This is a genomic window from Streptomyces amritsarensis, from assembly GCF_001953875.1.
GTDB classification, from domain to species: domain Bacteria; phylum Actinomycetota; class Actinomycetes; order Streptomycetales; family Streptomycetaceae; genus Streptomyces; species Streptomyces amritsarensis.
On the sequence record NZ_MQUR01000008.1, the window covers coordinates 1 to 24301 of the forward strand.

The following is a 24301-nucleotide window of genomic DNA, read 5'->3' on the forward strand; positions in this document are numbered from 1 at the left end:
GAACCGGCACCAGCCGGTTCCGCGCCCCTTTTTGACCGCGTCAGGAGGCTGCCGGCGGCGTCGGCCCGCCGGGGGCGTCCTTGGCGTCCTTGTGCGCGATCTTCCCGAGGGCGTCCTTCGCCTTGCCCGTCCCGCTCGTGATCTGGCCGCTGTACTTGCCCTTGGTCTTGGAGTCCACGGCCTTCGCGACCTTGTCCAGACCCTCGCTGATCCTGCCCTCGTGCTGGTGCGCGAGATCGCCGACCTTGTCCTTCGCGGGAGCGAGCTTGGCCTTCAGATTGTCCAGCAGGCCCATGGGTCACCTTCCGTTGGCGTTCGCTATGTACGGGCGCCCTCGCCGGCCTCGCTGTCCGCGGCCACCTCCGCCGACTGCTGCTTCGGAATCTCCACGGCTTCCACCGGCTCGCTCTCCGCTACAGCAGGCTCGGCCTCCTCGGCCGCGCCGGACTCCGCCGCAGGAGCCGCGGCCGCGACCTCCTCGGTCACGGCCTCGTCCTTACGACGAAAAAACCGATCAAAAACGCCCATGTCTACTCCCGTAACGTTACTCGTGTGAGTGAAGTTCCGCGGTGACCGAACCGGTCTGCGCCGGGCGGGCGCACGGCGCACGCACGGCCGGAACCTCGCCAGGGCAACGACCCCGCCCCCACCCCGTCACGTAGCTCGATCGGGTACATGCCCGGGCGTTTGCGAGACTGGGGCAGTGAGGAAAGCAGCCCCCGCCCCGCGGGTCATCGCCGTCGTCGGTCCCACCGCGGCAGGAAAGTCCGATCTGGGCGTAGCCCTGGCCCGCCGGTTCGACGGCGAAGTCGTCAACGCCGACTCCATGCAGCTGTACCGGGGGATGGACATCGGCACCGCCAAGCTGACGGCCGAGGAGCGCGGCGGCGTCCCGCACCACCTCCTCGACATCTGGGACGTCACCGACACGGCCAACGTCGCCGAGTACCAGCGGTTGGCCCGCCTGGAGATCGACCGACTGCTCGCCGAGGGCCGCACCCCCGTGCTCGTCGGCGGATCCGGCCTCTACGTCCGGGGCGCCCTGGACGTCATGGAGTTCCCCGGCACCGACCCCGAGGTCCGCGCCCGGCTGGAGGAGGAGGTCGCGTTGCGCGGCCCCGGCGCTCTGCACGCCCGCCTCGCCGCCGCCGACCCGGAGGCCGCCCGGGCCATCCTGCCCAGCAACGGCCGGCGCATCGTCCGGGCGCTGGAGGTCATCGAGATCACCGGCAAGCCGTTCACCGCGAACCTGCCCGGCCACGAGTCCGTCTACGACACCGTCCAGATCGGCGTCGACGTGGCCCGGCCCGAGCTCGACGAGCGGATCGCCCTGCGCGTCGACCGGATGTGGGAGGACGGGCTGGTGGACGAGGTCCGCGCGCTGGAGGCCCGCGGGCTGCGCGACGGCATCACCGCCTCCCGGGCGCTGGGCTACCAGCAGGTGCTGGCCGCGCTGGCCGGCGAGTGCACCGAGGACGAGGCCCGGGCCGAGACCGTCCGGGCGACCAAGCGGTTCGCCCGCCGCCAGGACTCCTGGTTCCGCCGGGATCCGCGCGTCCACTGGCTCAGCGGGGCCGCCGCCGACCGGGCGGAACTCCCCGGACTTGCCGAGTCGTTGGTCGAACGAGCGGTTACAGCCTGATCACGTGATGGCATCGGGACGCCCCGGGCGCCTGTAGCGGGGCTGAGGGCGTGCCATCATCAAACTCCAGCAGGTGCGATCACCTGCGATGCATGGCGGCGTACTGAGTCCGAGTGGGGAGGGCGCGTGGCGATGGAGGCCGGCCCTCGAGACACCGGGCGGGACGACACCCGGCGGGAAGCGGACCCGATGCTTCTCGGCGGAGCGGACGGGACCGCGGGCCTCGGGCTGCCCGCCGACCCCGCGCGGCTGACCCCCGACGGCCCGGACGCCCCGGACACCGCCGAGGCCGAGGCGGCCGCCGGACCCGCGTTCGAGGTCGAACTGCGACCGCAGCGGCGCCTGCGCGTCTGGCAGATCGCCCCCATCGTGATGCTCGCCGCCGCCGGCTCGCTGATGTTCGCCTTCCCGCTCGCCTTCGAGTTCGGCGACGGCGGAGCCGTGGTCGCCATGCTCGGCTTCCTCATCAGCTGCTGCGCCGGAGGCTGGGGGATGATGGCCGCCCGACGGGTCGGCTACACGTGGCCCGGCCTCCCGGCCAGGGGGAGCGGCCGCCGCCCGGACTGGCGCATGGCCGCGCTGTACGCCGTGGTCGCACTGGTCGTCGTAGGTCTCGCCGTCTACCGGGTCGCCCGGCTCCGCTGACGGCCCCCGGTGCCCGTGACGGCCTCCGGCTCCGCCGACTGCCCCCGGTGCCTGTGACGGCGCCCGGAAAACGTGAGACCCCCGGAACCCGCCACGCTCCTGACGCCCGGGTGACCGACCCGGGCGGCCGGTGATCGCCGCAGGGCCGCCCGGCGCCTCTGAGCTGGGCCTCGGTACCATGGGCGGGTGACGCAGACCACTCTCCCCTTCCTCAAGGGCCACGGCACCGAGAACGACTTCGTGATCGTCCCGGACCCGGACAACGCAGTCGAGCTGCCCGCGTCCGCCGTCGCGAAGCTCTGCGACCGGCGCGCCGGCATCGGCGGCGACGGGGTCCTCCACGTCGTCCGGTCCGCCGCGCACCCCGAGGCGGCGCACCTGGCCGACGAGGCGGAGTGGTTCATGGACTACCGCAACAGCGACGGCTCCGTCGCCGAGATGTGCGGCAACGGCGTGCGCGTCTTCGCCCGCTACCTCCAGTACGCCGGCCACGTCGAGCCCGGGGACCTCGCCGTCGCCACGCGCGGCGGCGTCAAGCGCGTGCACCTCGACAAGGGGGGCGACGTCACCGTCTCCATGGGCCGTGCCGCGCTCCCCGAGGGCGAGGTCACCGTCAGCGTCGGACCGCGCAGCTGGCCCGCCCGCAACGTGAACATGGGGAACCCGCACGCGGTCGCGTTCGTCGAAAGCCTCGACGACGCCGGGAACCTCCTCACCGCCCCGCTGTCCAGCCCGGCGTCCGCCTACCCGACGGGTGTCAACGTCGAGTTCGTCGTCGACCGCGGCCCCCGGCACGTCGCCATGCGCGTCCACGAGCGCGGCTCCGGCGAGACCCGCTCCTGCGGCACCGGCGCCTGCGCCGTCGCCGTGGCCGCCATCCGCCGCGACGGCGCCGACCCCGCCGCCACCGGCGAACCGGCCACGTACACCGTCGACCTGCCCGGCGGAACGCTCGTCATCACCGAACACCCCGACGGGCAGATCGACATGACCGGACCGGCCGTCATCGTCGCCGCCGGTGAGTTCGACGCGGCCTGGCTCACCGAAACGGCCTTCTGCTGAAGCTTCCCTCTAATGGGTGATCCGTTTCACGCTGTGCGAGAGGTGGACTGCGCCACGTGGTGGGGTCGGTAACATCAGGCACCGGCCCTGAGGGCTCACCCCATGCCCGCCACCGCCGGTCGAAGCCGCCGGAGGTGCCCATGAGTGCAGAGGCCACGAACCCCGAAGCACACCCCGAAGCGCGCTCTGAGCTCCGCAGACGGGGCCGGAGCAGGCTCGATCTGCGCCGGCTCGGGCGCGCTGCGCTGCTCGGGCCGACGTCCCGGGACCGGCTCCCGGACGCGATCGGCCACGTCGCAGAGGCCCACCGCGCCCACCATCCCGACGCCGATATGTCCATTCTGCGGCGCGCGTATCTCCTCGCGGAGAGCTCCCACCGCGGCCAGATGCGAAAAAGTGGTGAGCCGTACATCACACATCCGCTCGCCGTTACGCTGATCCTGGCCGAACTGGGCGCCGAAACCACCACCTTGACGGCCTCTCTGCTCCACGACACCGTCGAGGACACCGACGTGACCCTCGATCAGGTCCGCGCCGAGTTCGGCGACGAGGTCTGCTTCATCGTCGACGGCGTCACGAAGGTCGAGAAGATCGACTACGGTGCCGCCGCCGAGCCGGAGACCTTCCGCAAGATGCTCGTCGCCACCGGCAACGACGTCCGCGTCATGTCGATCAAACTCGCCGACCGGCTGCACAACATGCGCACCCTGGGCGTGATGCGCCCCGAGAAACAGGCCCGCATCGCCAAGGTCACGCGCGACGTCCTGATCCCCCTGGCCGAACGGCTCGGCGTACAGGCCCTCAAGACCGAACTGGAAGACCTCGTCTTCGCGATCCTGCACCCCGAGGAGTACGAGAGCACCCGCGCCCTCATCGCCGCCCACGCGGGCGAACGCGACCCGCTGCCCGGCATCGCCGACTCCGTACGGACCGTCCTGCGCGAGGCCGGCATCGCCGCCGAAGTGCAGGTCCGGCCGCGGCACTTCGTCTCCGTCCACCGGATCTCCCGCACGCGCGGCGAACTACGCGGCTCCGACTTCGGCCGCATCCTCATCCTCGTCGGCGAGAACGCCGACTGCTACGCCGTCCTGGGCGAGCTGCACACCTGCTTCACCCCGGTCGTCTCGGAGTTCAAGGACTTCGTCGCCACCCCGAAGTTCAACCTCTACCAGTCCCTCCACACCGCCGTGGCCACGCCCGAGGGGTACGTGGCCGAGGTCATCGTGCGCACCCGGCAGATGCACCGCGTCGCCGAGGCCGGCGTGGTCGCGCTCGGCAACCCGTACGCCACCGCGACACCGGACGCCGCCGCCGACCCGGACGAGGAGCGGGTGGACCCCACCCGCCCGGGTTGGCTGTCCAGGCTGCTCGATTGGCAGCAGTCGGCTCCCGACCCCGACACCTTCTGGACCGTGCTGCGCGCCGAGCTGGCGCAGGACCGGGAGATCACCGTGTTCCGGGCCGACGGCGGCACCCTGGGCCTCCCGGCCGGGGCCAGTTGCATCGACGCCGCCTACGCGCAGCACGGCGAGGCGGCCCACGGCTGTATCGGCGCCCGCGTGAACGGGCGCCTCGCCTCCCTGTCCTCGCCGCTGTCCGACGGGGACACCGTCCAGCTCCTGCTCGCGCAGGACGCCTCCTCCGGACCCTCCGCCGAGTGGCTGGACCACGCCCGGACACCCGCCGCCCGCATCGCCATCAGCAGCTGGCTCGAATCCCATCCCGACCGCGCCATGGCCCCCACGACGGCCGCGCGGGCTCCGCTGTCGGTCGTCGGAGCCCGGGGCGGCGGGGCCAACGCCGTGGCCGACCTGCCCGACGCCACCGTCCGGCTGGCCGGCTGCTGCACCCCGGTCCCGCCGGACGCCGTCGCCGGCTTCCTGGTCCGCGGCGGTGCCGTCACCGTGCACCGCGTCCAGTGCGCGGCCGTGGCGCAGATGCGCGCCGTGGGCCGCACCTCCGTCGCAGTGCACTGGCGGGCCACGGCGGACTGCCGGGTCACCCTGCTCGCTGAATCGTTCGGCCGCCCGCATCTGCTGGCCGACCTGACCGAGGCCATCGCCCGCGAGGGCGTCGAGGTGGTCTCCGCGACCGTCGAACCCCCGGTCGAGGGGCGGGTCCGGCACACCTACACCCTCCAGCTGCCCGACGCGGCCGGGCTGCCCGCGCTGATGCGCGCCATGCGGGACGTGCCGGGCGTCTACGACGTCAGCCGGGCGTAGCGGCGGCGTCCCGCCGACCCCGCCGGTCGCCGACCATGCCTGTTCCGCCGACCCCGCCGACCCCGCCGAGCAAGTCTGTCCCACCGGCCCCGCCGGCCACGCGGGTGGCGCCGACCATGCAGGACCCGCGGTGGCGCCGGGCTCGCGGGCCGCGCGGGGGCCGCTCGTCCGCCGCACGGACACCAGGCCGCCTGGTCCGGAGCGGCGCCGGATGGTCCCGTTCGGGTGGATCCGTCGCGCGCCGTGCGCGGCCTGGCGGCGCGCGCTGGTAAGCGGTGGTGGATGCAGCTTTCCTCCCCCCGCCTGCGCGCCGCCCTGCTCGCCGCGGCCTCCCTCACCCTCGTCGCCGCGGTCCTGCCCCCGCCGAAGCCCCTGGGCATCGGCGACCGGCTCTTCCCCGAGCTCGGCAACCCCGGCTACGACGTGCTCGCGTACGACCTGTCCTTCACGTACAAGGACAACCTGACCCCGCTCGACGCCGTCACCGTCATCGACGCCCGGGCGCTGGAGCCGCTGGAGCGCGTCAACCTGGACTTCACCCACGGAAAGGTGGCGTCCGCCGAGGTCAACGGGGAGCCCGCGCGGTTCGAGAGCGTGGGGGAGGACCTCGTACTGACCCCGCCGCGCGCGGTGGCGGAAGGGGGCGCGCTGCGCATCACGATCCGGCACACCAGCGACCCCCGCGGCCGCGGGGACGGCGGCTGGGTGCCCACCGAGGACGGGCTGGCCATGGCCAACCAGGCGGACGCCGCCCACCGCGTGTTCCCCTGCAACGACCACCCCGCCGACAAGGCCCTCTTCACCTTCCGGATCACCGCCCCCGCCGCCCTCACCGCCGTCGCCAACGGCCTCCAGGCGGCACCTGCCCGGCGCTCGGGGCCCTCCACGACATGGACGTACCGGACCCGGCACCCGATGGCCACCGAGCTGGCCCAGGTATCCGTGGGCCGCTCCGCCGTCGTGCACGGGACCGGACCGCACGGGCTGCCGCTGCGCGACGTGGTGCCCGCCGAGGACCGGCAGCGGCTCGACCCCTGGCTGAAGAAGACCGCCGGCCACATCGCGTGGATGGAGGAGCGCGTCGGCCGCTACCCCTTCGAGAACTACGGAGTGCTGATCGCGCGGGCGACGACCGGCTTCGAGCTGGAGACGCAGACCCTCTCGCTCTTCGAGAGCAGCCTGTTCTCCAGCGAGGGCTACCCCGAGTGGTACGTCGAGGCGGTGATGGTCCACGAGCTCGCCCACCAGTGGTTCGGCGACAGCGTCAGCCCGCGCACCTGGTCCGACCTGTGGCTCAACGAGGGACACGCCACCTGGTACGAGGCCCTGTACGCCGACGGGCTCGGCAAGTACTCCCTGGAGCGGCGCATGCGCGAGGCGTACCAGCGCTCCGACCAGTGGCGGGCGGCGGGCGGTCCGCCGGCCGCCCCGAAGGCGGCCGCGCCGGGCGAGAAGATCGGGCTGTTCCGGCCGGTGGTCTACGACGGCGCCGCGCTGATCCTGTACGCGCTGCGGCAGGAGATCGGCGCCCAGGCCTTCGAGCGGATCGAACGGCGCTGGGTCACGCAGTACCGGGACGGCATCGCGGGCACGGCCGACTTCGTCCGCCTGGCCTCGCAGGAAGCGGGCCGCGACCTGGGACCCTTCCTGGAGCCGTGGCTGTACGGGGCGAAGACCCCGCCGATGCCGGGGCACCCGGAGTGGAGCGCCCCGGCGGCCGACCGGACCGCGCCGGGCAAGGCGGCACCCGGCAAGGCGGCCCCCGGCAAGGCGGCCCCGGGCGGGACGGCGGCGCCGGGCAGCGCCGGGCCCGGCGGGAAAAGCGTGTGACCGCCGAGGAACGGGCATGTCACCATCGACGGGTCCGTTCGGGGAATCCCCGGGCGGTGTGACACGTTGGACGTGACAGCTACCGTGTCCCCGCCAGGCGTGACACTGCTATTCGAATCGACGTAAGGATCCAATGACCTCCTCTTCTTCCCCTTCCCAGGACGCGCGGGACGCATCTGACGTGCGTGACTCGCAGAGCTTCACCGAGAGCCTTCGGGCCGATGCCCTGATGGAAGAGGACGTCGCCTGGAGCCACGAGATCGACGGAGACCGGGACGGCGACCAGTTCGACCGCTCCGAGCGCGCGGCCCTGCGCCGCGTGGCCGGCCTCTCCACCGAGCTCGAAGACGTCACCGAGGTCGAGTACCGACAGCTCCGCCTGGAGCGCGTCGTACTCGTCGGTGTCTGGACCTCCGGCACGGTGCAGGACGCGGAGAACTCCCTCGCGGAGCTCGCCGCCCTCGCCGAGACGGCGGGTGCTCTCGTACTGGACGGCGTGATCCAGCGCCGCGACAAGCCCGACCCGGCCACCTTCATCGGTTCCGGCAAGGCCCGCGAGCTGCGTGACATCGTCATGGAGAGCGGCGCCGACACCGTCGTCTGCGACGGTGAGCTCAGCCCCGGCCAGCTCATCGCCCTCGAAGACGTCGTCAAGGTCAAGGTGGTCGACCGGACCGCCCTGATCCTCGACATCTTCGCCCAGCACGCCAAGTCCCGAGAGGGCAAGGCGCAGGTCGCGCTCGCGCAGATGCAGTACATGCTGCCGCGACTGCGCGGCTGGGGTCAGTCGCTGTCCCGGCAGATGGGCGGCGGCGGCGGTGGCGGCATGGCCACCCGAGGCCCCGGTGAGACCAAGATCGAGACCGACCGGCGACGGATCCGCGAGAAGATGGCGAAGATGCGCCGGGAGATCGCGGAGATGAAGACCGGCCGCGACATCAAGCGGCAGGAACGGCGCCGCAACAAGGTGCCCTCGGTCGCCATCGCCGGCTACACCAACGCAGGCAAGTCCTCGCTGCTCAACCGCCTCACGGGCGCGGGCGTGCTGGTGGAGAACGCACTGTTCGCCACCCTCGACCCGACCGTGCGCCGGGCCGAGACGCCGAGCGGCCGGGTCTACACCCTGGCCGACACCGTCGGATTCGTCCGGCACCTGCCCCACCACCTCGTCGAGGCGTTCCGCTCCACGATGGAGGAGGTCGGCGACTCCGACCTGATCCTGCACATCGTCGACGGTTCGCACCCGGCACCGGAGGAGCAGCTGGCGGCGGTGCGCGAGGTGATCCGCGAGGTCGGCGCGGTGAACGTGCCCGAGGTCGTCGTGATCAACAAGGCCGACGCCGCGGACCCGCTCGTCCTGCAGCGGCTGCTGCGGATCGAGCGGCACTCCATCGCCGTCTCGGCGCGGACCGGCATGGGTATCGAGGAACTCCTCGCGCTCATCGACGCCGAACTGCCGCGGCCCGAGGTCGAGGTGGAGGCCCTGGTGCCGTACACCCGCGGCTCGCTGGTCGCCAAGGCACACGCCGAGGGTGAGGTGATCTCCGAGGAGCACACCCCGGAGGGCACCCTGCTCAAGGCGCGCGTCCACCAGGAACTGGCGGCGGACCTGGCACCGTACGCGCTGGCGAAGCAGTAGTCGGGCCGGTGTCGGCCGACCGCCGGTGACGGCACGGCGGCCCCCGCGGCCACGGCGGCCATGGCCGCCGTGACGGTTTGACGGGTGAGGGCCCCCTGCGGTGTGCAGGGGGCCCTCGGTCGTTCGCTCCCGCTTCAGGGCCGGGGCCCCGGAGCGCGGGCTACTTGAACTTGGCGCTGACCGCGTCGAAGATGCCCTTCGCCTCCGGTCCCAGCCGCGGTCCGGCGAGCCAGCCGGCCTTGGCCGGGCCGATCGAGGTGTTCGACACCAGCGCGGGCTTGCCGTTGGAGCCCAGCGCGACCCAGCCGCCGCCGGAGGCGCCCCCGGTCATGGTGCAGCCGATGCGGTACATCACCGGCTCGTTCGCCTTCAGGGTCAGCCGTCCCGGCCGGTCCGTGCACTGGAAGGCCTTCTGGCCGTCGAACGGGGCCGCCGCCGGGTAACCCGTCGCCGTGAGGCTCGCGACCTTCGGCACGGCGGGCGCGGCGAACTCCACCGGAAGCGCCGAGCCGACCGTCTCCTCCAGGGACTTGCCGCTGCCCTTCTCCGGCGTCACGTGCAGCACCGCGAAGTCGTACGGGGCACCCGCGCCGCCGGTGGGACCGCCGGTCGCGATCCACTGGTCGGAGGTCTGGGCCCAGTCGCTCCACCACACGCCGTACGGAGCCACCTGCTCGCGCGGCGCGCCCTTGAGCTGCGCCGACGGCTTGCCCGCGTTGTTGTAGGAGGGGACGAAGGCGATGTTGCGGTACCAGCCGCCCGCCTTGCCCGCGTGCACGCAGTGACCCGCGGTCCAGACCAGGTTCGACTTGCCGGGGTGCGCGGGGTCCTTGACCACGGTGGCCGAGCAGACCATCGAACCCTCGGGGCCGTCGAAGAAGACCTTGCCCGACTCCGGAATGCTCCCGTGGTAGGGCGCGTTGGCCGGCTTCGCCGCCACCGGCGCCGGGGTCGGGTCGGTGACGCCCTGGTCCTTGCCCGCGTCCGGGTCGACCGCCGGGCGCTGCGGCTGCTCGGCGTCGCGCATGCGGTCCGGGTCCCACAGGTCCTCGATGATCGGGTTGATGTAGTCGCCCGCCTCGCGGAGCCAGTCCTCCTGCTTCCAGTTCTTCCACTCACCCCCCTTCCACTTCTCCACGTCGATGCCGCGTTCCTTGAGCTTCTCCTTGAGCTGGTCCGGGATCTTGATCCCGTCCGTGTTCGGCAGGCTCGCCGCCACGGTCGGCTTGGCGTCGCCGCCGGCCTCCCCGTCGCCGGGGCCGCAGGCGGCGGCGGTCAGCACGAGGGCGGCCGCGCACAGCGTCGCGGTGACCGGTCGGTTCGGTCGCATGTCGTTCGTCCCCCTGGAGGTTCGAGGCGTGGAGTGGAGCCCCCCACTATGCCGCTGCCGCCTTGGACGACGCAGCCCGGGTCAGCGGTTCCTTTTGCTCACTTCTTGACAAGGATCATGGGCCCACCCGTGATCCGCCGCCGTCACCGTCGTTGGTACGTACGGGGGATGGGGGGAGCGTTGGTGTTCGAAGGGCAATCCGTCAGTGCAGTCAGTGCGGGAGGAGCGACGTTCGTGGGTTTCACGGAGCCGGCCGGGGCGCCGGCCGCGACGCAGCCCCCACCGCAGGCGAAGCCCCAAGTACCGCCGCAGGGCAGCCGCACAGCAGGCCATGACGGCATCCTGCGCAGGCAGGCGCAGCGGGAGTCCGCCGCCCGGACCTACGCCCGCTCCCTGCCCATCGTCCCGGTGCGGGCCCGCGGGCTGACCATCGAGGGCGCCGACGGCCGCCGTTACCTCGACTGCCTCTCCGGTGCCGGCACCCTCGCGCTCGGACACAACCACCCGGTGGTGCTGGAAGCCGTCCGCGGCGTCCTGGACTCGGGTGCCCCGCTCCACGTGCTGGACCTCGCGACACCGGTCAAGGACGCCTTCACCACGGAGCTGTTCGCCAACCTGCCACCGGCGCTGGCCGCCGACGCGCGGATCCAGTTCTGCGGGCCCGCCGGCACGGACGCCGTGGAAGCCGCCCTCAAACTGGTCCGCACCGCGACGGGTCGCTCCGGCCTGCTCGCCTTCACCGGGGCCTACCACGGCATGACCGCCGGCGCCCTGGACGCCTCGGGGGGTGCTTCCGAGGTCCGGGTGACCCGGCTTCCCTACCCCCAGGACTTCCGCTGCCCGTTCGGCGTCGGGGGCGCCGAGGGTGCCGAACTCGCCGCCCGCTGGACGGAGAACCTCCTCGACGACCCCAAGGGCGGAGTCCCCCTGCCCGCAGGCCTGATCGTCGAACCGGTCCAGGGCGAGGGCGGGGTCAACCCCGCCCCGGACGGCTGGCTGCGGCGCATGCGCGAGATCACCGCGTCCAGAGGGATCCCCCTCATCGCCGACGAGGTCCAGACGGGAGTCGGCCGGACCGGAGCCTTCTGGGGCGTCGACCACGCCGGGGTGGTCCCCGACGTGATGGTCCTGTCCAAGGCGATCGGCGGCAGCCTGCCCCTCGCCGTGATCGTGTACCGGTCCGGCCTGGACGTGTGGACGCCCGGAGCCCACGCCGGCACCTTCCGAGGCAACCAGCTCGCCATGGCCGCCGGTACCGCCACGCTCGCCTTCGTCCGCGAGAACCGGCTCGCGGAACGCGCCGCCGTCCTCGGCGATCGGATGCTGGCCGCCCTGCGCGGCCTGGCCTCCGGCCACCCCTGCATCGGGGACGTGCGGGGCCGCGGCCTCATGATCGGCCTCGAACTCGTCGACCCCGACACCGGGGCCGCCGCGTCGGCCCTCGCCGCGGCCGTCCGCCAAGGGTGCCTGGAACGCGGTCTCATCGTCGAACTCGGCGGCCGCCACGGCGCCGTGGTCCGCCTGCTCCCACCGCTGACCCTGACCGACGAGCAGGCCTCGGCAGTCCTCGACCGCCTGGCCGACGCCATCGCGGCCGCCGCCCGCCGGACCCGCTGACCCGCACCCCGAGGACACGCGATGCCAGACCCGCACCAGTCCACCCCGACGACCCCCGTCACCCCGACCGCACCCCTGCGACCCACCTCCCTTCCGGACACGCCTGCTTCCGCCACATCCCTGCCCGCAACCGCCGATGAAGGGGCGGCCCACCCGCAGCCACTGCCCGACCCGGCCCGCACGGCGCCGCCGCGCCCAGAGCCCGAACCGGCCGCCCCGCTACGGCCGTCGCCGGTGCCGGAGCCCGCACCCCCGACGGCCGTCGGCCCCGCACCGGAACCTGCCCCGTCACAGCGGCCCCCCACGCCCGCACCCGCCACCGGCGCGCCGGCCCCGAGCGCGCCGACCTCGCCTGCCGGCTCCACCCCCCGCAGCGCGGAGCAACCGCAGGCCGCCGACCCGGCGCCGGGCGAGGCCGATCGGCAAGCCTCCCCGGCCGATTCGCAGCACTGCCCCCCGACCGAACCACAGGCCTTCCCGACCGAACCTGCCCCCGGGCGCCACTTCGCCGCCGGCGCCCACCCCGACGGGAGCACCGCCGGGCACCCGCTGCCCCCGCAGGCCACCTCAGGCGGCACGTCCCCGCAGCCCGCCGCAGCCGCCATCGGGGCGACCGCCACCGTGCCCCGACAGAAAGACGGCACGCCCGGAGCCCGCACCGGCCTGCCTGGCTTCATCCGACCGCAGCCGACCGCCGGACCCGACCCGCTGGACCACCCCGACCCGGCCGTCGCCGCCGAGGCCGCGGCGGTCGAGAACCTGCTCCGATGCTGGGTCCGTGAAACCGGACTCCACCGCCCCGACGGCCCCACCGGCAGCCCCCTGCGCATCCCCCTTCCCGCATCCGGCACCGCCGTGCTGGTCGCTGTCCGCCACTGGTCCCACGCCGGCTGGCACCGCTTCGGCCCGGCCCGCCTCGAAGGCACCCCCGCCACCGCGCCGTGCCTGGACGCCGTCACCCTCGCCGCGCTCATCGCCCGCGAGGGCGCGAGCGACGGCCGCGGCAGCGCCGACCTCGTCGGCCGGGTCGCCGACTCGGTACGCCGTACCACCGAGTTCATCGCCGACCGGCGTGAGCGCCCCACCGCCCCGGCCCCCGCCTGCGCGGACCGCTTCCTCACCGCCGAACAGTCACTCCTCCTCGGCCACCCCCTCCAGCCCGACCCGAAGAGCCGCGAAGGACTCTCAGAGACCGAGGCCCGCCGCTACTCACCCGAACTCCACGGCTCCTTCCCCCTGCACTGGTTCGCGGTCGCCCCCTCCGTGCTCGCCACCGAATCAGCCTGGACCGAGCGCGGCCGCCCCGTCTCCGCCCACCAACTCCTCGGCCGGCTCGCCCCCCGACTTCCCCTGCCCAACGGCACCACCCCCCTTCCCCTGCACCCCTGGCAGGCCCGCGACCTCCTCCAGCGGCCCTCCGTCACAGCCCTGCGCGAGGCGGGACTCCTGCACGACCTGGGCCCACACGGCGAGGCCTGGTACCCGACCTCCTCCGTCCGCACCGTCCACCGGCCAGACGCCCCCGCGATGCTCAAGCTCTCCCTGGGCCTGCGCATCACCAACTCCCGCCGTGAGAACCTCCGCAAGGAACTCCACCGAGGCGTCGAGGTCCACCGACTGCTCCGCACCGGCCTCACCGAGGAGTGGCAGGCGGCCCACCCCGGCTTCGACATCGTCCGCGACCCTGCCTGGGTGGCCGTGGACGCCCCGGACGGCACCCCCGTCCCCGGCCTCGACGCCCTGCTCCGTCACAACCCCTTCCGCTCGGGCGACGACGCCGTCTGCATCGCCGCGCTCACCTCTCCCCGCCCGTGGCCCGGCCGGACCACCATGAGCTCCCGCCTCGCCGAGATCGTCTCCGGCATCGCCTCCGCCACCGGCCACACCACCTCGGCCGTCGCCACCGAGTGGTTCCTGCGCTACCTCGACCACGTCGTCCTGCCGGTCCTCGCCTTCGACGCCCTCGCGGGCATCGCCCTCGAAGCGCACCAGCAGAACACCCTGGTCCTCCTCGACCCGGTCGGGTGGCCGACAGGCGGCCGATACCGCGACAACCAGGGCTACTACTTCCGCGAATCCCGCCGCGCCGAACTGGAGCGACGGCTCCCCGGAATCGGCGGCCGCAGCGACACCTTCGTCTCCGACGCCGTCACCGACGAACGCTTCGCCTACTACCTCGGCATCAACAACGTGTTCGGCCTGATCGGCGCCTTCGGGTCGCAACGCCTCGCCGACGAACGCGTCCTCCTCGCTGCCTTCCGCCGCTTCCTGGCCAAGGCCGCGGGCCTCGGCCCGCTCCCCACCCGGCTGCTCGACTCGCCCACCCTGCGCTGCAAGGCGAACCTGCTCACCCGCCTGGGCGGCCTCGACGAGCTCGTCGGCCCCGTCGACACCCAGTCCGTCTACGTCACCATCACCAACCCCCTTCACGATTGACGCGTCGGCGCCCGACGCGGAGGAGAGCCCCCGATGCGCCTCACGGACACCGCCGCCGATTACGCCGGAAGCGGTCTGGACGCCCCTGACGCCGTATACGCCCTCGGCGCCGTCCGGCACACCGCCACACCCCGCCTCAACGCCGACGTGCTGCCCCTGCTCGCCGAGGCCGACCTGCTGGATTCACCGGCCACCTGGGGCAGCGCGACCACCCGGGCCGGAGCCTTCCGCCTCGAACCCGTACGGCCGGGCCGAGACCTGGAACTCCTCACCGGCTGGATGAACGACCCCGAGGTGGCCGCCTACTGGGAGCTCGCCGGCCCCGCCGCCGTCACCGCGGCCCACCTGCGGTCCCAGCTCGACGGCGACGGCCGCAGCATCCCCTGCCTCGGCCTCCTCGACGGCACACCGATGAGCTACTGGGAGATCTACCGGGCCGACCTCGACCCGCTCTCCCGCCACTATCCGGCGCGCCCCCACGACACGGGTATCCACCTGCTCATCGGAGACGGCACGAACCGCGGCCGCGGGCTGGGCACGGCCCTGCTCCGCGCCGTCGCCGACCTCGTCCTCGGCAACCGCCCCCGCTGCACACGCGTCATCGCGGAACCGGACATCCGCAACACCCCCTCCGTATCGGCCTTCCTCAACTCAGGCTTCCGCTGCCAGGCGGAAATCGACCTCCCCGAGAAGCGCGCCGCCCTGATGGTCCGGGAGCGGGCGCTGCGCAATCTCCTGTGATCGCCGCCCCGCACGTCCCGACCGCCGTCGTCGCTCGCACCTCTCCCTTCGAAAACTCTGCGTCGCGCAGCAAAGTTCCCGATCTTCGAGGAGTATCGTGCCGAACTTCCCAGCAGCCCCCGACCCGGCGGAGCCGGTCCTGCCGCCGTCGCCCCAGCACCCCTGCACGCCGCCCGAACTCACGCTCCCGACCTGGGATACCGCCGCGCGCCGGCTCCTCGCCAAGATGCTCGCCGAATTCGCCTACGAGGAGATCATCCGCCCCGTCCCCGCCCCGGCCGCCGCCGGCGACGCCTGGACCCTGACCCTCGACGACGGCAGCAGCCTCGGCTTCCGGGCCCGCCGCCGCTCGTACGGCAGCTGGCATGTCACACCGGACACCATCACCCTCACACCGCCCGCTCCCGCACCGCCCGCCCCGGCCTCCTTCGGGGACCCGTACGCCTTCCTCGTCCGCGCCCGCAGCCTCCTCGGGCTCGACGGAGCCACCCTCGGGCACCTCGTCCGCGAGCTCAGCGCCACCCTCGCCGCCGACGCGCGGATCGACCACACCGCCCTCACCGCGGACGTCCTCGCCGATCTCGACTACGCGGCCCTCGAAGGCCACCAGACCGGCCACCCCTGGCTCGTCCTCAACAAGGGCCGCATCGGACTGTCCTCCTCCGACACGGCAGCCTGGGCCCCCGAGGCCCGCAACCGCCAGCGCCTGCCCTGGCTCGCCGCCCACACCTCGCTCGCCGTATACCGCGGCACCGCCGGCCTGGAGGACCCCGCCCGCCTCTACTCCGCCGAGCTCGACCCCGTCACCCGAGCGGCCTTCGACCAGACCCTCCGCGACCGCGGCCTCGACCCGCTGCGCTACCTCTACTTCCCCGTGCACCCCTGGCAGTGGGACGAGGTCGTCGTCCCCCTCTTCGCCCCGGCACTCGCCTCCGGCGACCTCGTCCCCCTCCCCGCCGACCCGGACGTCCGCCTGCCCCAGCAGTCGATCCGCACCTTCCTCAACCTCAGCCGTCCCGACCGCCACAGCGTCAAGCTCCCGCTCTCCGTCTTCAACACCATGGTCTGGCGCGGACTGCCCTCCGACCTCGCCCTCGCGGCCCCCGCCGTCACCGCCTGGATCCACTCCCTCCGCGACGCGGACCCCTTCCTGCGGGACGAATGCCAGGTGATCCTGCTCGGCGAGGTCGCCTCCGTCACCGTGCGCCACCCCGTGTACGACCGGCTCCCCGAGGTCCCGTACCAGTACAAGGAGCTCCTCGGCGCGATCTGGCGTGAGCCCCTCACCGGCCTCCTCGCGGCGGGGGAGCGCGCCCGTACGCTCGCCGCGCTGCTCCACACAGACCCCCGCGGCCGGTCCTTCACCGCCGAGCTCGTCGCCCGCTCCGGCCTGACCCCCACCGCCTGGCTGACGCGGCTCTTCGCCGCGGTCCTGCCCCCGCTGCTCCACTTCCTCTACCGCTATGGCACCGTCTTCTCCCCGCACGGCGAGAACGCCGTCGTGATCTTCGACGAACACGACGTCCCGGTCCGGCTGGCGATCAAGGACTTCGTCGACGACGTCAACATCAGCGACGAGCCGCTGCCCGAGCTGGCCTGCGTACCCGACGAGGTCCGGGCCGTCCTGCTCACCGAGCCCGCTGACTTCCTGCCGCAGTTCATCCATTCAGGCCTGTTCATCGGAGTCTTCCGCTACCTGGCGGCCCTGTGCGAGGACCGCCTCGGCGTCCCCGAGGGCGATTTCTGGTCGCTCGCACGGGCCGAGATCTTGCGGCACCAGGCCCGCTTCCCCGAGCTCAAGGACCGTTACGAGCTCTTCGACCTGCTCGGCGAACGCATCGCGAGGCTGTGTCTGAACAGGAACCGGTTGTACGAGGACGGCTACCGCGACCGCCCCGACCGCCCGCACGCCGTGCAGTACGGCACCGTGCCCAACCCCCTCCACCGGCCATGAATCCCCGTCGGTGTGCACCCCCTGTCAGCGAGGCCCCGTAGGGTTGGCAGTGCTATGACGAAGCCCTCCCTCCCCGACCTGCTGCACGCCGCCGTCTCCGCCGTCGGCGGCACGGAGCGCCCCGGCCAGGTGGCCATGGCCGAAGCCGTCGCCGAAGCGATCGACGACAACTCCCACCGGCTCATCCAGGCGGGTACCGGCACCGGAAAGTCCCTCGGCTACCTGGTGCCGGCCCTCGCCCACGGCGAGCGCGTGGTCGTGGCCACCGCAACCCTCGCCCTCCAGCGGCAGCTCGTCGAGCGTGACCTGCCCCGGACGGTGGACGCACTGCATCCGCAGCTGCGCCGCCGCCCGCAGTTCGCCATGCTCAAGGGCCGGTCCAACTACCTGTGCCTGCACCGCCTGCACGAGGGTGCTCCGCAGGACGAGGAGGACGGCCTCTTCGACCAGTTCGAGGCGGCCGCACCCACCAGCAAGCTCGGCCAGGACCTGCTGCGCCTGCGCGACTGGGCCGACGAGACGGAGACCGGCGACCGCGACGACCTGACCCCGGGCGTGTCGGACAAGGCCTGGTCGCAGATCTCGGTCTCCTCCCGCGAGTGCCTGGGCGCGACGAAATGCGCGTACGGAGCCGAGTGCTTCGCCGAGGCCGCCCGCGAGCGGGCCAAGCTCGCGGACGTGGTCGTCACCAACCACGCGCTCCTCGCCATCGATGCCATCGAGGGCGCGCCGGTGCTGCCGCAGCACGAGGTGCTGATCGTGGACGAGGCTCACGAGCTGGTCTCCAGGGTGACCGGGGTCGCCACCGGCGAACTTACTCCGGGCCAGGTCAACCGGGCCGTGAAGCGCTCCGCCAAACTGGTCGACGAGAAGATCGCGGACGCCCTGCAGACCGCCTCCGAGTCCTTCGAACGCGTCATGGAGCTGGCGCTCCCGGGCCGCCTGGAGCAGACTCCCGAGGACCTCGGCTACGCCCTGATGTCCCTGCGGGACGCCGCGCGCAATGTGATCTCGGCGATCGGTGCCACCCGCGACAAGTCCGTCCACGACGAGGACGCGGTCCGCAAGCAGGCTCTGGCGGCGGTGGAGAGCATCCACGCGGTGGCGGAGCGGATCACGAACGGCTCCGAGTACGACGTCGTCTGGTACGAGCGCCACGACCGTTTCGGTGCGACCCTCCGCGTCGCCCCGCTGTCGGTGTCCGGTCTGCTGCGCGAGAAGCTCTTCGAGGACCGTTCGGTCGTCCTGACCTCCGCCACCTTGAAGATCGGCGGGGACTTCAACGGCGTCGCCGCGTCCCTGGGCCTCTCCCCGGAAGGCGTCGAGGGCGACGACGTGCCGCTGTGGAAGGGCCTGGACGTCGGCTCGCCCTTCGACTACCCGAAGCAGGGCATCCTCTACGTCGCCAAGCACCTGGCCACGCCCGGCCGTGAAGGCACCCGCGGCGACATGATGGACGAGCTCGCCGAGCTGATCGAGGCGGCGGGCGGTCGCACCCTCGGGCTGTTCTCCTCCATGCGCGGCGCCAAGGCGGCCGCCGAGGAGCTGCGCGGCCGGCTCGACAACCCGATCCTGCTCCAGGGCGAGGAGACGCTCGGCGAGCTGATCAAGAACTTCGCGGCCGATCCGAAGACCTGCCTGTTCGGGACACTGTCGCTGTGGCAGGGCGTGGACGTGCCCGGCCCCAGCTGCCAGCTGGTGGTCATGGACCGGATCCCCTTCCCACGCCCCGACGACCCGCTGATGAGCGCCCGCCAGAAGTCGGTCGAGGAACACGGCGGCAACGGCTTCATGGCCGTCGCCGCCACGCACGCCGCCCTGCTGATGGCCCAGGGCGCGGGCCGGCTCGTCCGGGCCTCGGGTGACCGTGGTGTCGTCGCCGTTCTGGACCCCCGCCTGGCCACGGCCCGGTACGGGAGCTTCCTGCGGGCCACGCTGCCGGACTTCTGGTACACGACGGACCGCAACCAGGTCCGCCGCTCGCTCGCCGCGATCGACGCGACGGCCCGAGCCGACGGCAGATAAGCAACAGAGAAGACACAACAACCCCCGGGACCGGCGCAGTGGGTCCCGGGGGCTGGCTAGGGAGCGGCGGGGTCAGACCCGGCGCAGGACCGCGACGACCTTGCCGAGGATGGTCGCCTCGTCGCCGGGGATCGGCTGGTAGGCGGCGTTGTGCGGGAGGAGCCAGACGTGGCCGTCCTCGCGCTTGAAGCGCTTGACGGTGGCCTCGCCGTCCAGCATCGCGGCGACGATGTCGCCGTTCTCCGCGACGGGCTGACGGCGGACCGTGACCCAGTCGCCGTCGCAAATGGCGGCCTCGATCATCGAGTCGCCGACGACCTTGAGGACGAAGAGCTCACCGTCGCCGACGAGCTGGCGGGGCAGCGGGAACACGTCCTCGACCGACTCCTCGGCGAGGATCGGGCCGCCGGCCGCGATCCGGCCGACGAGGGGAACGTAGGAGGCGGCGGGCTTGCCGGTGGTGTCCGTGGGCTGCGAGCTGGGCTGGTCCGAGCCGCGCACCTCGTAGGCCCGGGGCCGGTGCGGGTCGCGACGCAGGAAGCCCTTGCGCTCCAGCGCCATCAGCTGGTGTGCCACCGACGACGTGCTGGACAGGCCGACCGCCTGGCCGATCTCCCGCATCGACGGCGGGTAACCCCTGCGCTGCACGGAGTCGCGAATGACCTCGATGACCCTCCGCTGCCGGTCCGTGAGCCCGGAGCTGTCCGCGCGGATGCCTGGAGGTCGACCTGGCAGCGAGCGTGCGGGGCGCACTGCGGCGTCCGCGTCCGGGTTCAGGTTTGCGTCGTTCATGGCATGCACCGGCTCGAGTCGGTTCTGGGAGCGGTTCTGGGCAGTGATGGCGGCACTGTCTGCGGTGGTGGTCACGTCGGCCCCTCTCGAAATGTTCTCCCTAGCTGGACAACGGTAGTTGCTTTCGAAAGGTTGCGCCAAACACACGTTCGAGTGAAAAATCGCAGATCGCCCTGCCTGGGTAGAACGCGGGGTGTATAGGCGATCGGATGGGCGAACGCGGGTTCGGCTCGGCCTCCGCTGCTTACGGTACCCTTCCCGGTCGGGTAGCCGCCGTTCGGCCCTGCGCCCAGTCTGGCACCGGCAGCCCTCGTATCCGGCTATCGGACGCCGCGACACGCAGAGGTATCCAAATCCACCGCAACCCAAGATCTAGTGGTTGGATGAGCGCGGCCTCCCAGAAGTTGTGGTCCATGGGTCCTCTGTGGCTCCCGGGATCGCATATGCTGGTGGCTGCTCCGCGAGCCCCCGACAGAGTCCGTCTCCGTCGTCGAGGGCCTCCGTGGGGTGATTCAGTCGTGCCGAGAAGGAGGGTGAGGGAACCATGCACTGCCCCTTCTGCAGGCACCCCGACAGCCGCGTCGTCGACAGCCGCACCACGGACGACGGCACGTCGATCCGCCGGCGCCGTCAGTGCCCCGACTGCTCCCGTCGCTTCACGACGGTGGAGACGGCCTCGCTGATGGTGATCAAGCGCAGCGGGGTGACCGAACCCTTCAGTCGTACCAAGGTCATCTCGGGCGTGCGCAAGGCGTGCCAGGGGCGGCCGGTCACCGAGGACGCCCTCGCCAAGCTCGGCCAGCGGGTCGAGGAGGCGGTGCGCGCCACCGGGAGCGCCGAGCTGACCACCCACGACGTGGGTCTGGCCATACTCGGCCCGTTGCAGGAGCTCGACCTGGTCGCGTACCTGCGGTTCGCGTCCGTCTACAAAGCGTTCGACACCCTCGAAGACTTCGAGACCGCCATCGCGGAACTGCGCGAGCCGCGGCCTCACCCCGAAGAGTGCGAGCACGGCGGGACCGCCCCGGTCCCCGTGCCCGCCTCCGCCGCCGACTGACCGGGCTGCCCGCGATCCGGTGCTCGCGCACCGGATCGCGGCCGGTCGGCCGTGCGAAGAGACGTAGATACACAGACACAGCACTGTGCCGCGGAATATCGCTGGCACTTTAGGGCGTTTTTGCCCGCATATGGGAGGCAGCGGCATGACAGAGACGGCGAGCAGCTCGGCACGTGGTTCCCGCGCCAAGGGGACCAAGGCTGCCAAGGGCGGCCTGCGTATCGAGCGCATCCACACCACCCCCGGCGTGCACCCTTACGACGAGGTGAACTGGGAGCGCCGTGACGTCGTCATGACCAACTGGCGCGACGGCTCGGTCAACTTCGAGCAGCGCGGAGTCGAGTTCCCCGACTTCTGGTCGGTGAACGCGGTCAACATCGTCACCAGCAAGTACTTCCGCGGCGCGGTCGGTACCCCGCAGCGCGAGACCGGTCTGAAGCAGCTGATCGACCGGATCGTGAAGACGTACACGAAGGCCGGCGAGGACCACGACTACTTCTCGTCGCCGGCCGACGTGGAGATCTTCGAGCACGAGCTGACCTACGCCCTCCTGCACCAGATCTTCAGCTTCAACTCCCCGGTGTGGTTCAACGTCGGCACGCCCCAGCCGCAGCAGGTCTCCGCCTGCTTCATCCTGTCCGTCGACGACTCCATGGAGTCGATCCTCGACTGGTACAAGGAAGAGGGCATGATCTTCAAGGGCGGCTCCGGCGCCGGCCTGAACCTCTCCCGCATCCGCTCCTCCAAGGAACTCCTCTCCTCCGGCGGCAACGCCTCCGGCCCGGTCTCCTTCATGCGCGGCGCTGACGCGTCCGCCGGAACGATCAAGTCGGGCGGTGCCACCCGCCGTGCGGCCAAGATGGTCGTCCTGGACGTGGACCACCCCGACGTCGAGGCCTTCATCGAGACCAAGGTGAAGGAGGAGGAGAAGATCCGCGCCCTGCGCGACGCGGGCTTCGACATGGACCTGGGCGGCGACGACATCACGTCCGTCCAGTACCAGAATGCCAACAACTCCGTCCGCGTGAACGACGAGTTCATGACGGCCGTCGAGAACGGCACCGAGTTCGGCCTGCGGGCCCGTATGACCGGCGAGGTCATCGAGAAGGTCGACGCCAAGGCGCTCTTCCGCAAGCTCGCCGAGGCCGCATGGGCCTGCGCCGACCCGGGCATCCAGTACGACGGCGTGATCAACAACTGGCACACCTGCCCCGAGTCCGGCCGCATCACCGCGTCCAACCCCTGCAGCGAGTACATGCACCTGGACAACACGTCCTGCAACCTCGCCTCGCTCAACCTGATGAAGTTCCTCAACGACGACGGCAAGGGCAACCAGTCCTTCGACGCCGAGCGCTTCGCCAAGGTCGTCGAGCTCGTCATCACCGCCATGGACATCTCCATCTGCTTCGCGGACTTCCCGACGCAGAAGATCGGCGAGAACACCCGCGCCTTCCGCCAGCTGGGCATCGGCTACGCCAACCTCGGCGCCCTGCTGATGGCCACCGGCCACGCCTACGACTCGGACGGCGGCCGCACCCTCGCCGCCTCCATCACCTCGCTGATGACCGGTACCGCGTACCGGCGCTCCGCCGAGCTGGCCGCCATCGTCGGCCCGTACGACGGCTACGCCCGCAACGCCGAGGCGCACAAGCGCGTCATGAAGCAGCACGCCGACGCCAACGCCGTCGCGCCGCGCACCGAGGACCTGGACAACTCGATCTGGGCCGCGGCCACCGAGGCCTGGCAGGACGTCCTGCGCCTCGGCGAGAAGAACGGCTTCCGCAACTCCCAGGCCTCCGTCCTCGCGCCGACCGGCACCATCGGTCTCGCGATGTCCTGCGACACCACCGGTGTCGAGCCGGACCTGGCCCTGGTCAAGTTCAAGAAGCTCGTCGGCGGCGGCTCGATGCAGATCGTCAACGGCACCGTCCCGCAGGCCCTGCGCCGCATGGGCTACCAGGAGGAGCAGATCGAGGCGATCGTCGCCCACATCGCCGAGCAGGGCAATGTCGTCGACGCCCCGGGCCTGAAGACCGAGCACTACGAGGTCTTCGACTGCGCGATGGGCGAGCGCTCCATCTCCCCGATGGGCCACGTCCGCATGATGGCCGCGATCCAGCCCTGGATCTCCGGCGCGATCTCGAAGACGGTCAACATGCCGGAGTCGGCGACCGTCGAGGAGATCGAGGAGATCTACTTCGAGGCGTGGAAGCTCGGCGTCAAGGCGCTCGCGATCTACCGCGACAACTGCAAGGTCGGCCAGCCCCTCTCCGCCAAGAAGAAGGAAGAGGAGAAGGAGGAGGTCACCGCCAAGACGGAGGAGACCATCCGCGCCGCCGTCGAGAAGGTCATCGAGTACCGCCCCGTCCGCAAGCGCCTCCCGAAGGGCCGCCCGGGCATCACCACCTCCTTCACGGTGGGCGGCGCCGAGGGCTACATGACCGCGAACTCCTACCCGGACGACGGTCTGGGCGAGGTCTTCCTGAAGATGTCCAAGCAGGGCTCGACCCTCGCGGGCATGATGGACGCCTTCTCGATCGCCGTCTCGGTCGGCCTCCAGTACGGCGTGCCGCTGGAGACCTACGTCTCGAAGTTCACGAACATGCGCTTCGAGCCGGCCGGTATGACGGACGACCCGGACGTGCGGATGGCGCAGTCGATCGTCGACTACATCTTCCGCCGCCTGGCGCTGGACTTCCTGCCCTTCGAGACCCGCTCGGCCCTCGGCATCCACACCGCCGAGGAGCGTCAGCGCCACCTGGAGACCGGCTCCTACGAGCCGCTCGAGGAGGAGCTCGACACCGAGTCCCTCGCCCAGTCGGCCCCGCTCGCCGCGGTGTCGGCGGCCCCGAAGCCGGCCCCGGTCGCCGTCCCGGCCCCGGAGCGCAAGGCTGCCCACAGCAGCGCCGAACTGGTCGAGATGCAGCTCGGTGTCTCCGCGGACGCCCCGCTCTGCTTCTCCTGCGGTACGAAGATGCAGCGCGCCGGATCCTGCTACATCTGCGAGGGCTGCGGCTCCACCAGCGGCTGCAGCTGACCGTGAGCCCTCAGCGGGCGTGAACGAGCTGTTCGGACGGGGTGTCGGCGTTACGCCGACACCCCGTCGTGCGTGGCCGAACGGACCCGGTTCTCAGCCGCGCCACCGTGGAACGCGTCCGTCAGGCGCGATCCGGGTGTGGACCTGGCGCATCAGGTGGGTGTCCGCCCCGTGCTCGACCGGGAGTTCGGTCTTCGGCCGCCTGATCGGGATGCGGAGGAACTGGTGGGGATGTACCTCACCGAGGACTGACCGGGGCCGCGCCTGGCCCG

17 protein-coding genes are annotated in these 24301 nt (G+C 72.0%); 13 read left to right on the forward strand and 4 right to left on the reverse strand.

Annotation, left to right across the window (positions count from 1 at the left end; translation table 11 throughout):
- Positions 1 to 40: 40 nt before the first annotated feature.
- The gene (locus AVW11_RS05515) at positions 41 to 295 is read right to left on the reverse strand and encodes an antitoxin (protein ID WP_030838078.1); all 255 of its coding nucleotides are present in this window, start codon (positions 293 to 295) and stop codon (positions 41 to 43) included.
- Positions 296 to 318: 23 nt separating this feature from the next.
- On the reverse strand, positions 319 to 486 hold the full coding sequence (locus AVW11_RS05520) for a gliding motility protein (protein WP_318658187.1): 168 nt from the start codon (positions 484 to 486) through the stop codon (positions 319 to 321).
- A 217-nt stretch (positions 487 to 703) separates the two neighbouring features.
- Between AVW11_RS05520 and miaA the strand changes: the two genes are divergently transcribed.
- The 6 genes from miaA (at position 704) to hflX (ending at position 9040) form a co-directional block, all read left to right on the forward strand.
- Complete coding sequence (miaA, locus tag AVW11_RS05525; protein ID WP_030838083.1) at positions 704 to 1642, forward strand: tRNA (adenosine(37)-N6)-dimethylallyltransferase MiaA; 939 nt, start codon at positions 704 to 706, stop codon at positions 1640 to 1642.
- Positions 1643 to 1774: 132 nt separating this feature from the next.
- Positions 1775 to 2287 carry a hypothetical protein gene (locus AVW11_RS05530; protein ID WP_030838086.1) on the forward strand — a complete coding sequence of 171 codons (513 nt, stop codon included), beginning with the start codon at positions 1775 to 1777 and terminating at the stop codon, positions 2285 to 2287.
- Between the two features lie 186 nt (positions 2288 to 2473).
- Complete coding sequence (gene dapF / locus AVW11_RS05535) at positions 2474 to 3349, forward strand: diaminopimelate epimerase (protein WP_076043409.1); 876 nt, start codon at positions 2474 to 2476, stop codon at positions 3347 to 3349.
- A 140-nt stretch (positions 3350 to 3489) separates the two neighbouring features.
- Entirely contained in the window at positions 3490 to 5571 is a 2082-nt protein-coding gene (locus tag AVW11_RS05540) for a RelA/SpoT family protein (protein WP_060177923.1), read from the forward strand.
- 282 nt (positions 5572 to 5853) lie between these two features.
- Positions 5854 to 7401 carry a M1 family metallopeptidase gene (locus tag AVW11_RS05545; RefSeq protein ID WP_079250521.1) on the forward strand — a complete coding sequence of 516 codons (1548 nt, stop codon included), beginning with the start codon at positions 5854 to 5856 and terminating at the stop codon, positions 7399 to 7401.
- Between the two features lie 133 nt (positions 7402 to 7534).
- Positions 7535 to 9040, forward strand: coding sequence for a GTPase HflX (gene hflX / locus AVW11_RS05550; RefSeq protein ID WP_060177922.1), 1506 nt, complete (start codon positions 7535 to 7537; stop codon positions 9038 to 9040).
- A gap of 160 nt (positions 9041 to 9200) precedes the next feature.
- On the opposite strand, the gene AVW11_RS05555 is transcribed toward hflX, so the two are convergent.
- Positions 9201 to 10370: a trypsin-like serine peptidase gene (locus tag AVW11_RS05555; RefSeq protein ID WP_030838100.1), complete on the reverse strand. Its 1170-nt coding sequence runs from the start codon at positions 10368 to 10370 to the stop codon at positions 9201 to 9203.
- Between the two features lie 234 nt (positions 10371 to 10604).
- Here AVW11_RS05555 and AVW11_RS05560 point away from each other — a divergent pair, with 234 nt between their 5' ends.
- From AVW11_RS05560 to AVW11_RS05580, 5 genes are all read left to right on the forward strand, one after another.
- Positions 10605 to 11987 carry a diaminobutyrate--2-oxoglutarate transaminase family protein gene (locus AVW11_RS05560; protein WP_420713456.1) on the forward strand — a complete coding sequence of 461 codons (1383 nt, stop codon included), beginning with the start codon at positions 10605 to 10607 and terminating at the stop codon, positions 11985 to 11987.
- 621 nt (positions 11988 to 12608) lie between these two features.
- Positions 12609 to 14423 (forward strand): IucA/IucC family protein, encoded by a 1815-nt coding sequence (locus tag AVW11_RS05565; RefSeq protein ID WP_420856365.1) that lies wholly within the window; start codon positions 12609 to 12611, stop codon positions 14421 to 14423.
- A 33-nt stretch (positions 14424 to 14456) separates the two neighbouring features.
- Positions 14457 to 15164: a GNAT family N-acetyltransferase gene (locus AVW11_RS05570; protein ID WP_079250523.1), complete on the forward strand. Its 708-nt coding sequence runs from the start codon at positions 14457 to 14459 to the stop codon at positions 15162 to 15164.
- Between the two features lie 97 nt (positions 15165 to 15261).
- On the forward strand, positions 15262 to 17118 hold the full coding sequence (locus AVW11_RS05575) for an IucA/IucC family protein (RefSeq protein ID WP_076043410.1): 1857 nt from the start codon (positions 15262 to 15264) through the stop codon (positions 17116 to 17118).
- A 54-nt stretch (positions 17119 to 17172) separates the two neighbouring features.
- On the forward strand, positions 17173 to 19143 hold the full coding sequence (locus tag AVW11_RS05580; protein WP_076043411.1) for an ATP-dependent DNA helicase: 1971 nt from the start codon (positions 17173 to 17175) through the stop codon (positions 19141 to 19143).
- Positions 19144 to 19215: 72 nt separating this feature from the next.
- Here the strand turns inward: AVW11_RS05580 and lexA are convergent, their stop codons facing one another.
- Positions 19216 to 20010: a transcriptional repressor LexA gene (lexA, locus tag AVW11_RS05585; protein WP_030838117.1), complete on the reverse strand. Its 795-nt coding sequence runs from the start codon at positions 20008 to 20010 to the stop codon at positions 19216 to 19218.
- A 469-nt stretch (positions 20011 to 20479) separates the two neighbouring features.
- Here lexA and nrdR point away from each other — a divergent pair, with 469 nt between their 5' ends.
- A complete protein-coding gene (gene nrdR / locus AVW11_RS05590) occupies positions 20480 to 20992 on the forward strand; it encodes a transcriptional regulator NrdR (RefSeq protein ID WP_030838121.1) in 513 nt (170 codons plus the stop codon).
- A 145-nt stretch (positions 20993 to 21137) separates the two neighbouring features.
- On the forward strand, positions 21138 to 24029 hold the full coding sequence (locus AVW11_RS05595) for a vitamin B12-dependent ribonucleotide reductase (RefSeq protein ID WP_076043447.1): 2892 nt from the start codon (positions 21138 to 21140) through the stop codon (positions 24027 to 24029).
- The last annotated feature ends 272 nt before the right edge of the window (positions 24030 to 24301 follow it).

What these genes read in the sequence shown, in the direction of transcription:
- AVW11_RS05515 (WP_030838078.1), bottom strand. Translation starts at nt 295, where the DNA reads ATGGGCCTGCTGGACAATCTGAAGGCCAAGCTCGCTCCCGCGAAGGAC.
- AVW11_RS05530 (WP_030838086.1), top strand. Translation starts at nt 1,775, where the DNA reads ATGGAGGCCGGCCCTCGAGACACCGGGCGGGACGACACCCGGCGGGAA.
- AVW11_RS05540 (WP_060177923.1), top strand. Translation starts at nt 3,490, where the DNA reads ATGAGTGCAGAGGCCACGAACCCCGAAGCACACCCCGAAGCGCGCTCT.
- AVW11_RS05545 (WP_079250521.1), top strand. Translation starts at nt 5,854, where the DNA reads ATGCAGCTTTCCTCCCCCCGCCTGCGCGCCGCCCTGCTCGCCGCGGCC.
- hflX (WP_060177922.1), top strand. Translation starts at nt 7,535, where the DNA reads ATGACCTCCTCTTCTTCCCCTTCCCAGGACGCGCGGGACGCATCTGAC.
- AVW11_RS05555 (WP_030838100.1), bottom strand. Translation starts at nt 10,370, where the DNA reads ATGCGACCGAACCGACCGGTCACCGCGACGCTGTGCGCGGCCGCCCTC.
- AVW11_RS05570 (WP_079250523.1), top strand. Translation starts at nt 14,457, where the DNA reads ATGCGCCTCACGGACACCGCCGCCGATTACGCCGGAAGCGGTCTGGAC.
- AVW11_RS05580 (WP_076043411.1), top strand. Translation starts at nt 17,173, where the DNA reads ATGACGAAGCCCTCCCTCCCCGACCTGCTGCACGCCGCCGTCTCCGCC.
- nrdR (WP_030838121.1), top strand. Translation starts at nt 20,480, where the DNA reads ATGCACTGCCCCTTCTGCAGGCACCCCGACAGCCGCGTCGTCGACAGC.
- AVW11_RS05595 (WP_076043447.1), top strand. Translation starts at nt 21,138, where the DNA reads ATGACAGAGACGGCGAGCAGCTCGGCACGTGGTTCCCGCGCCAAGGGG.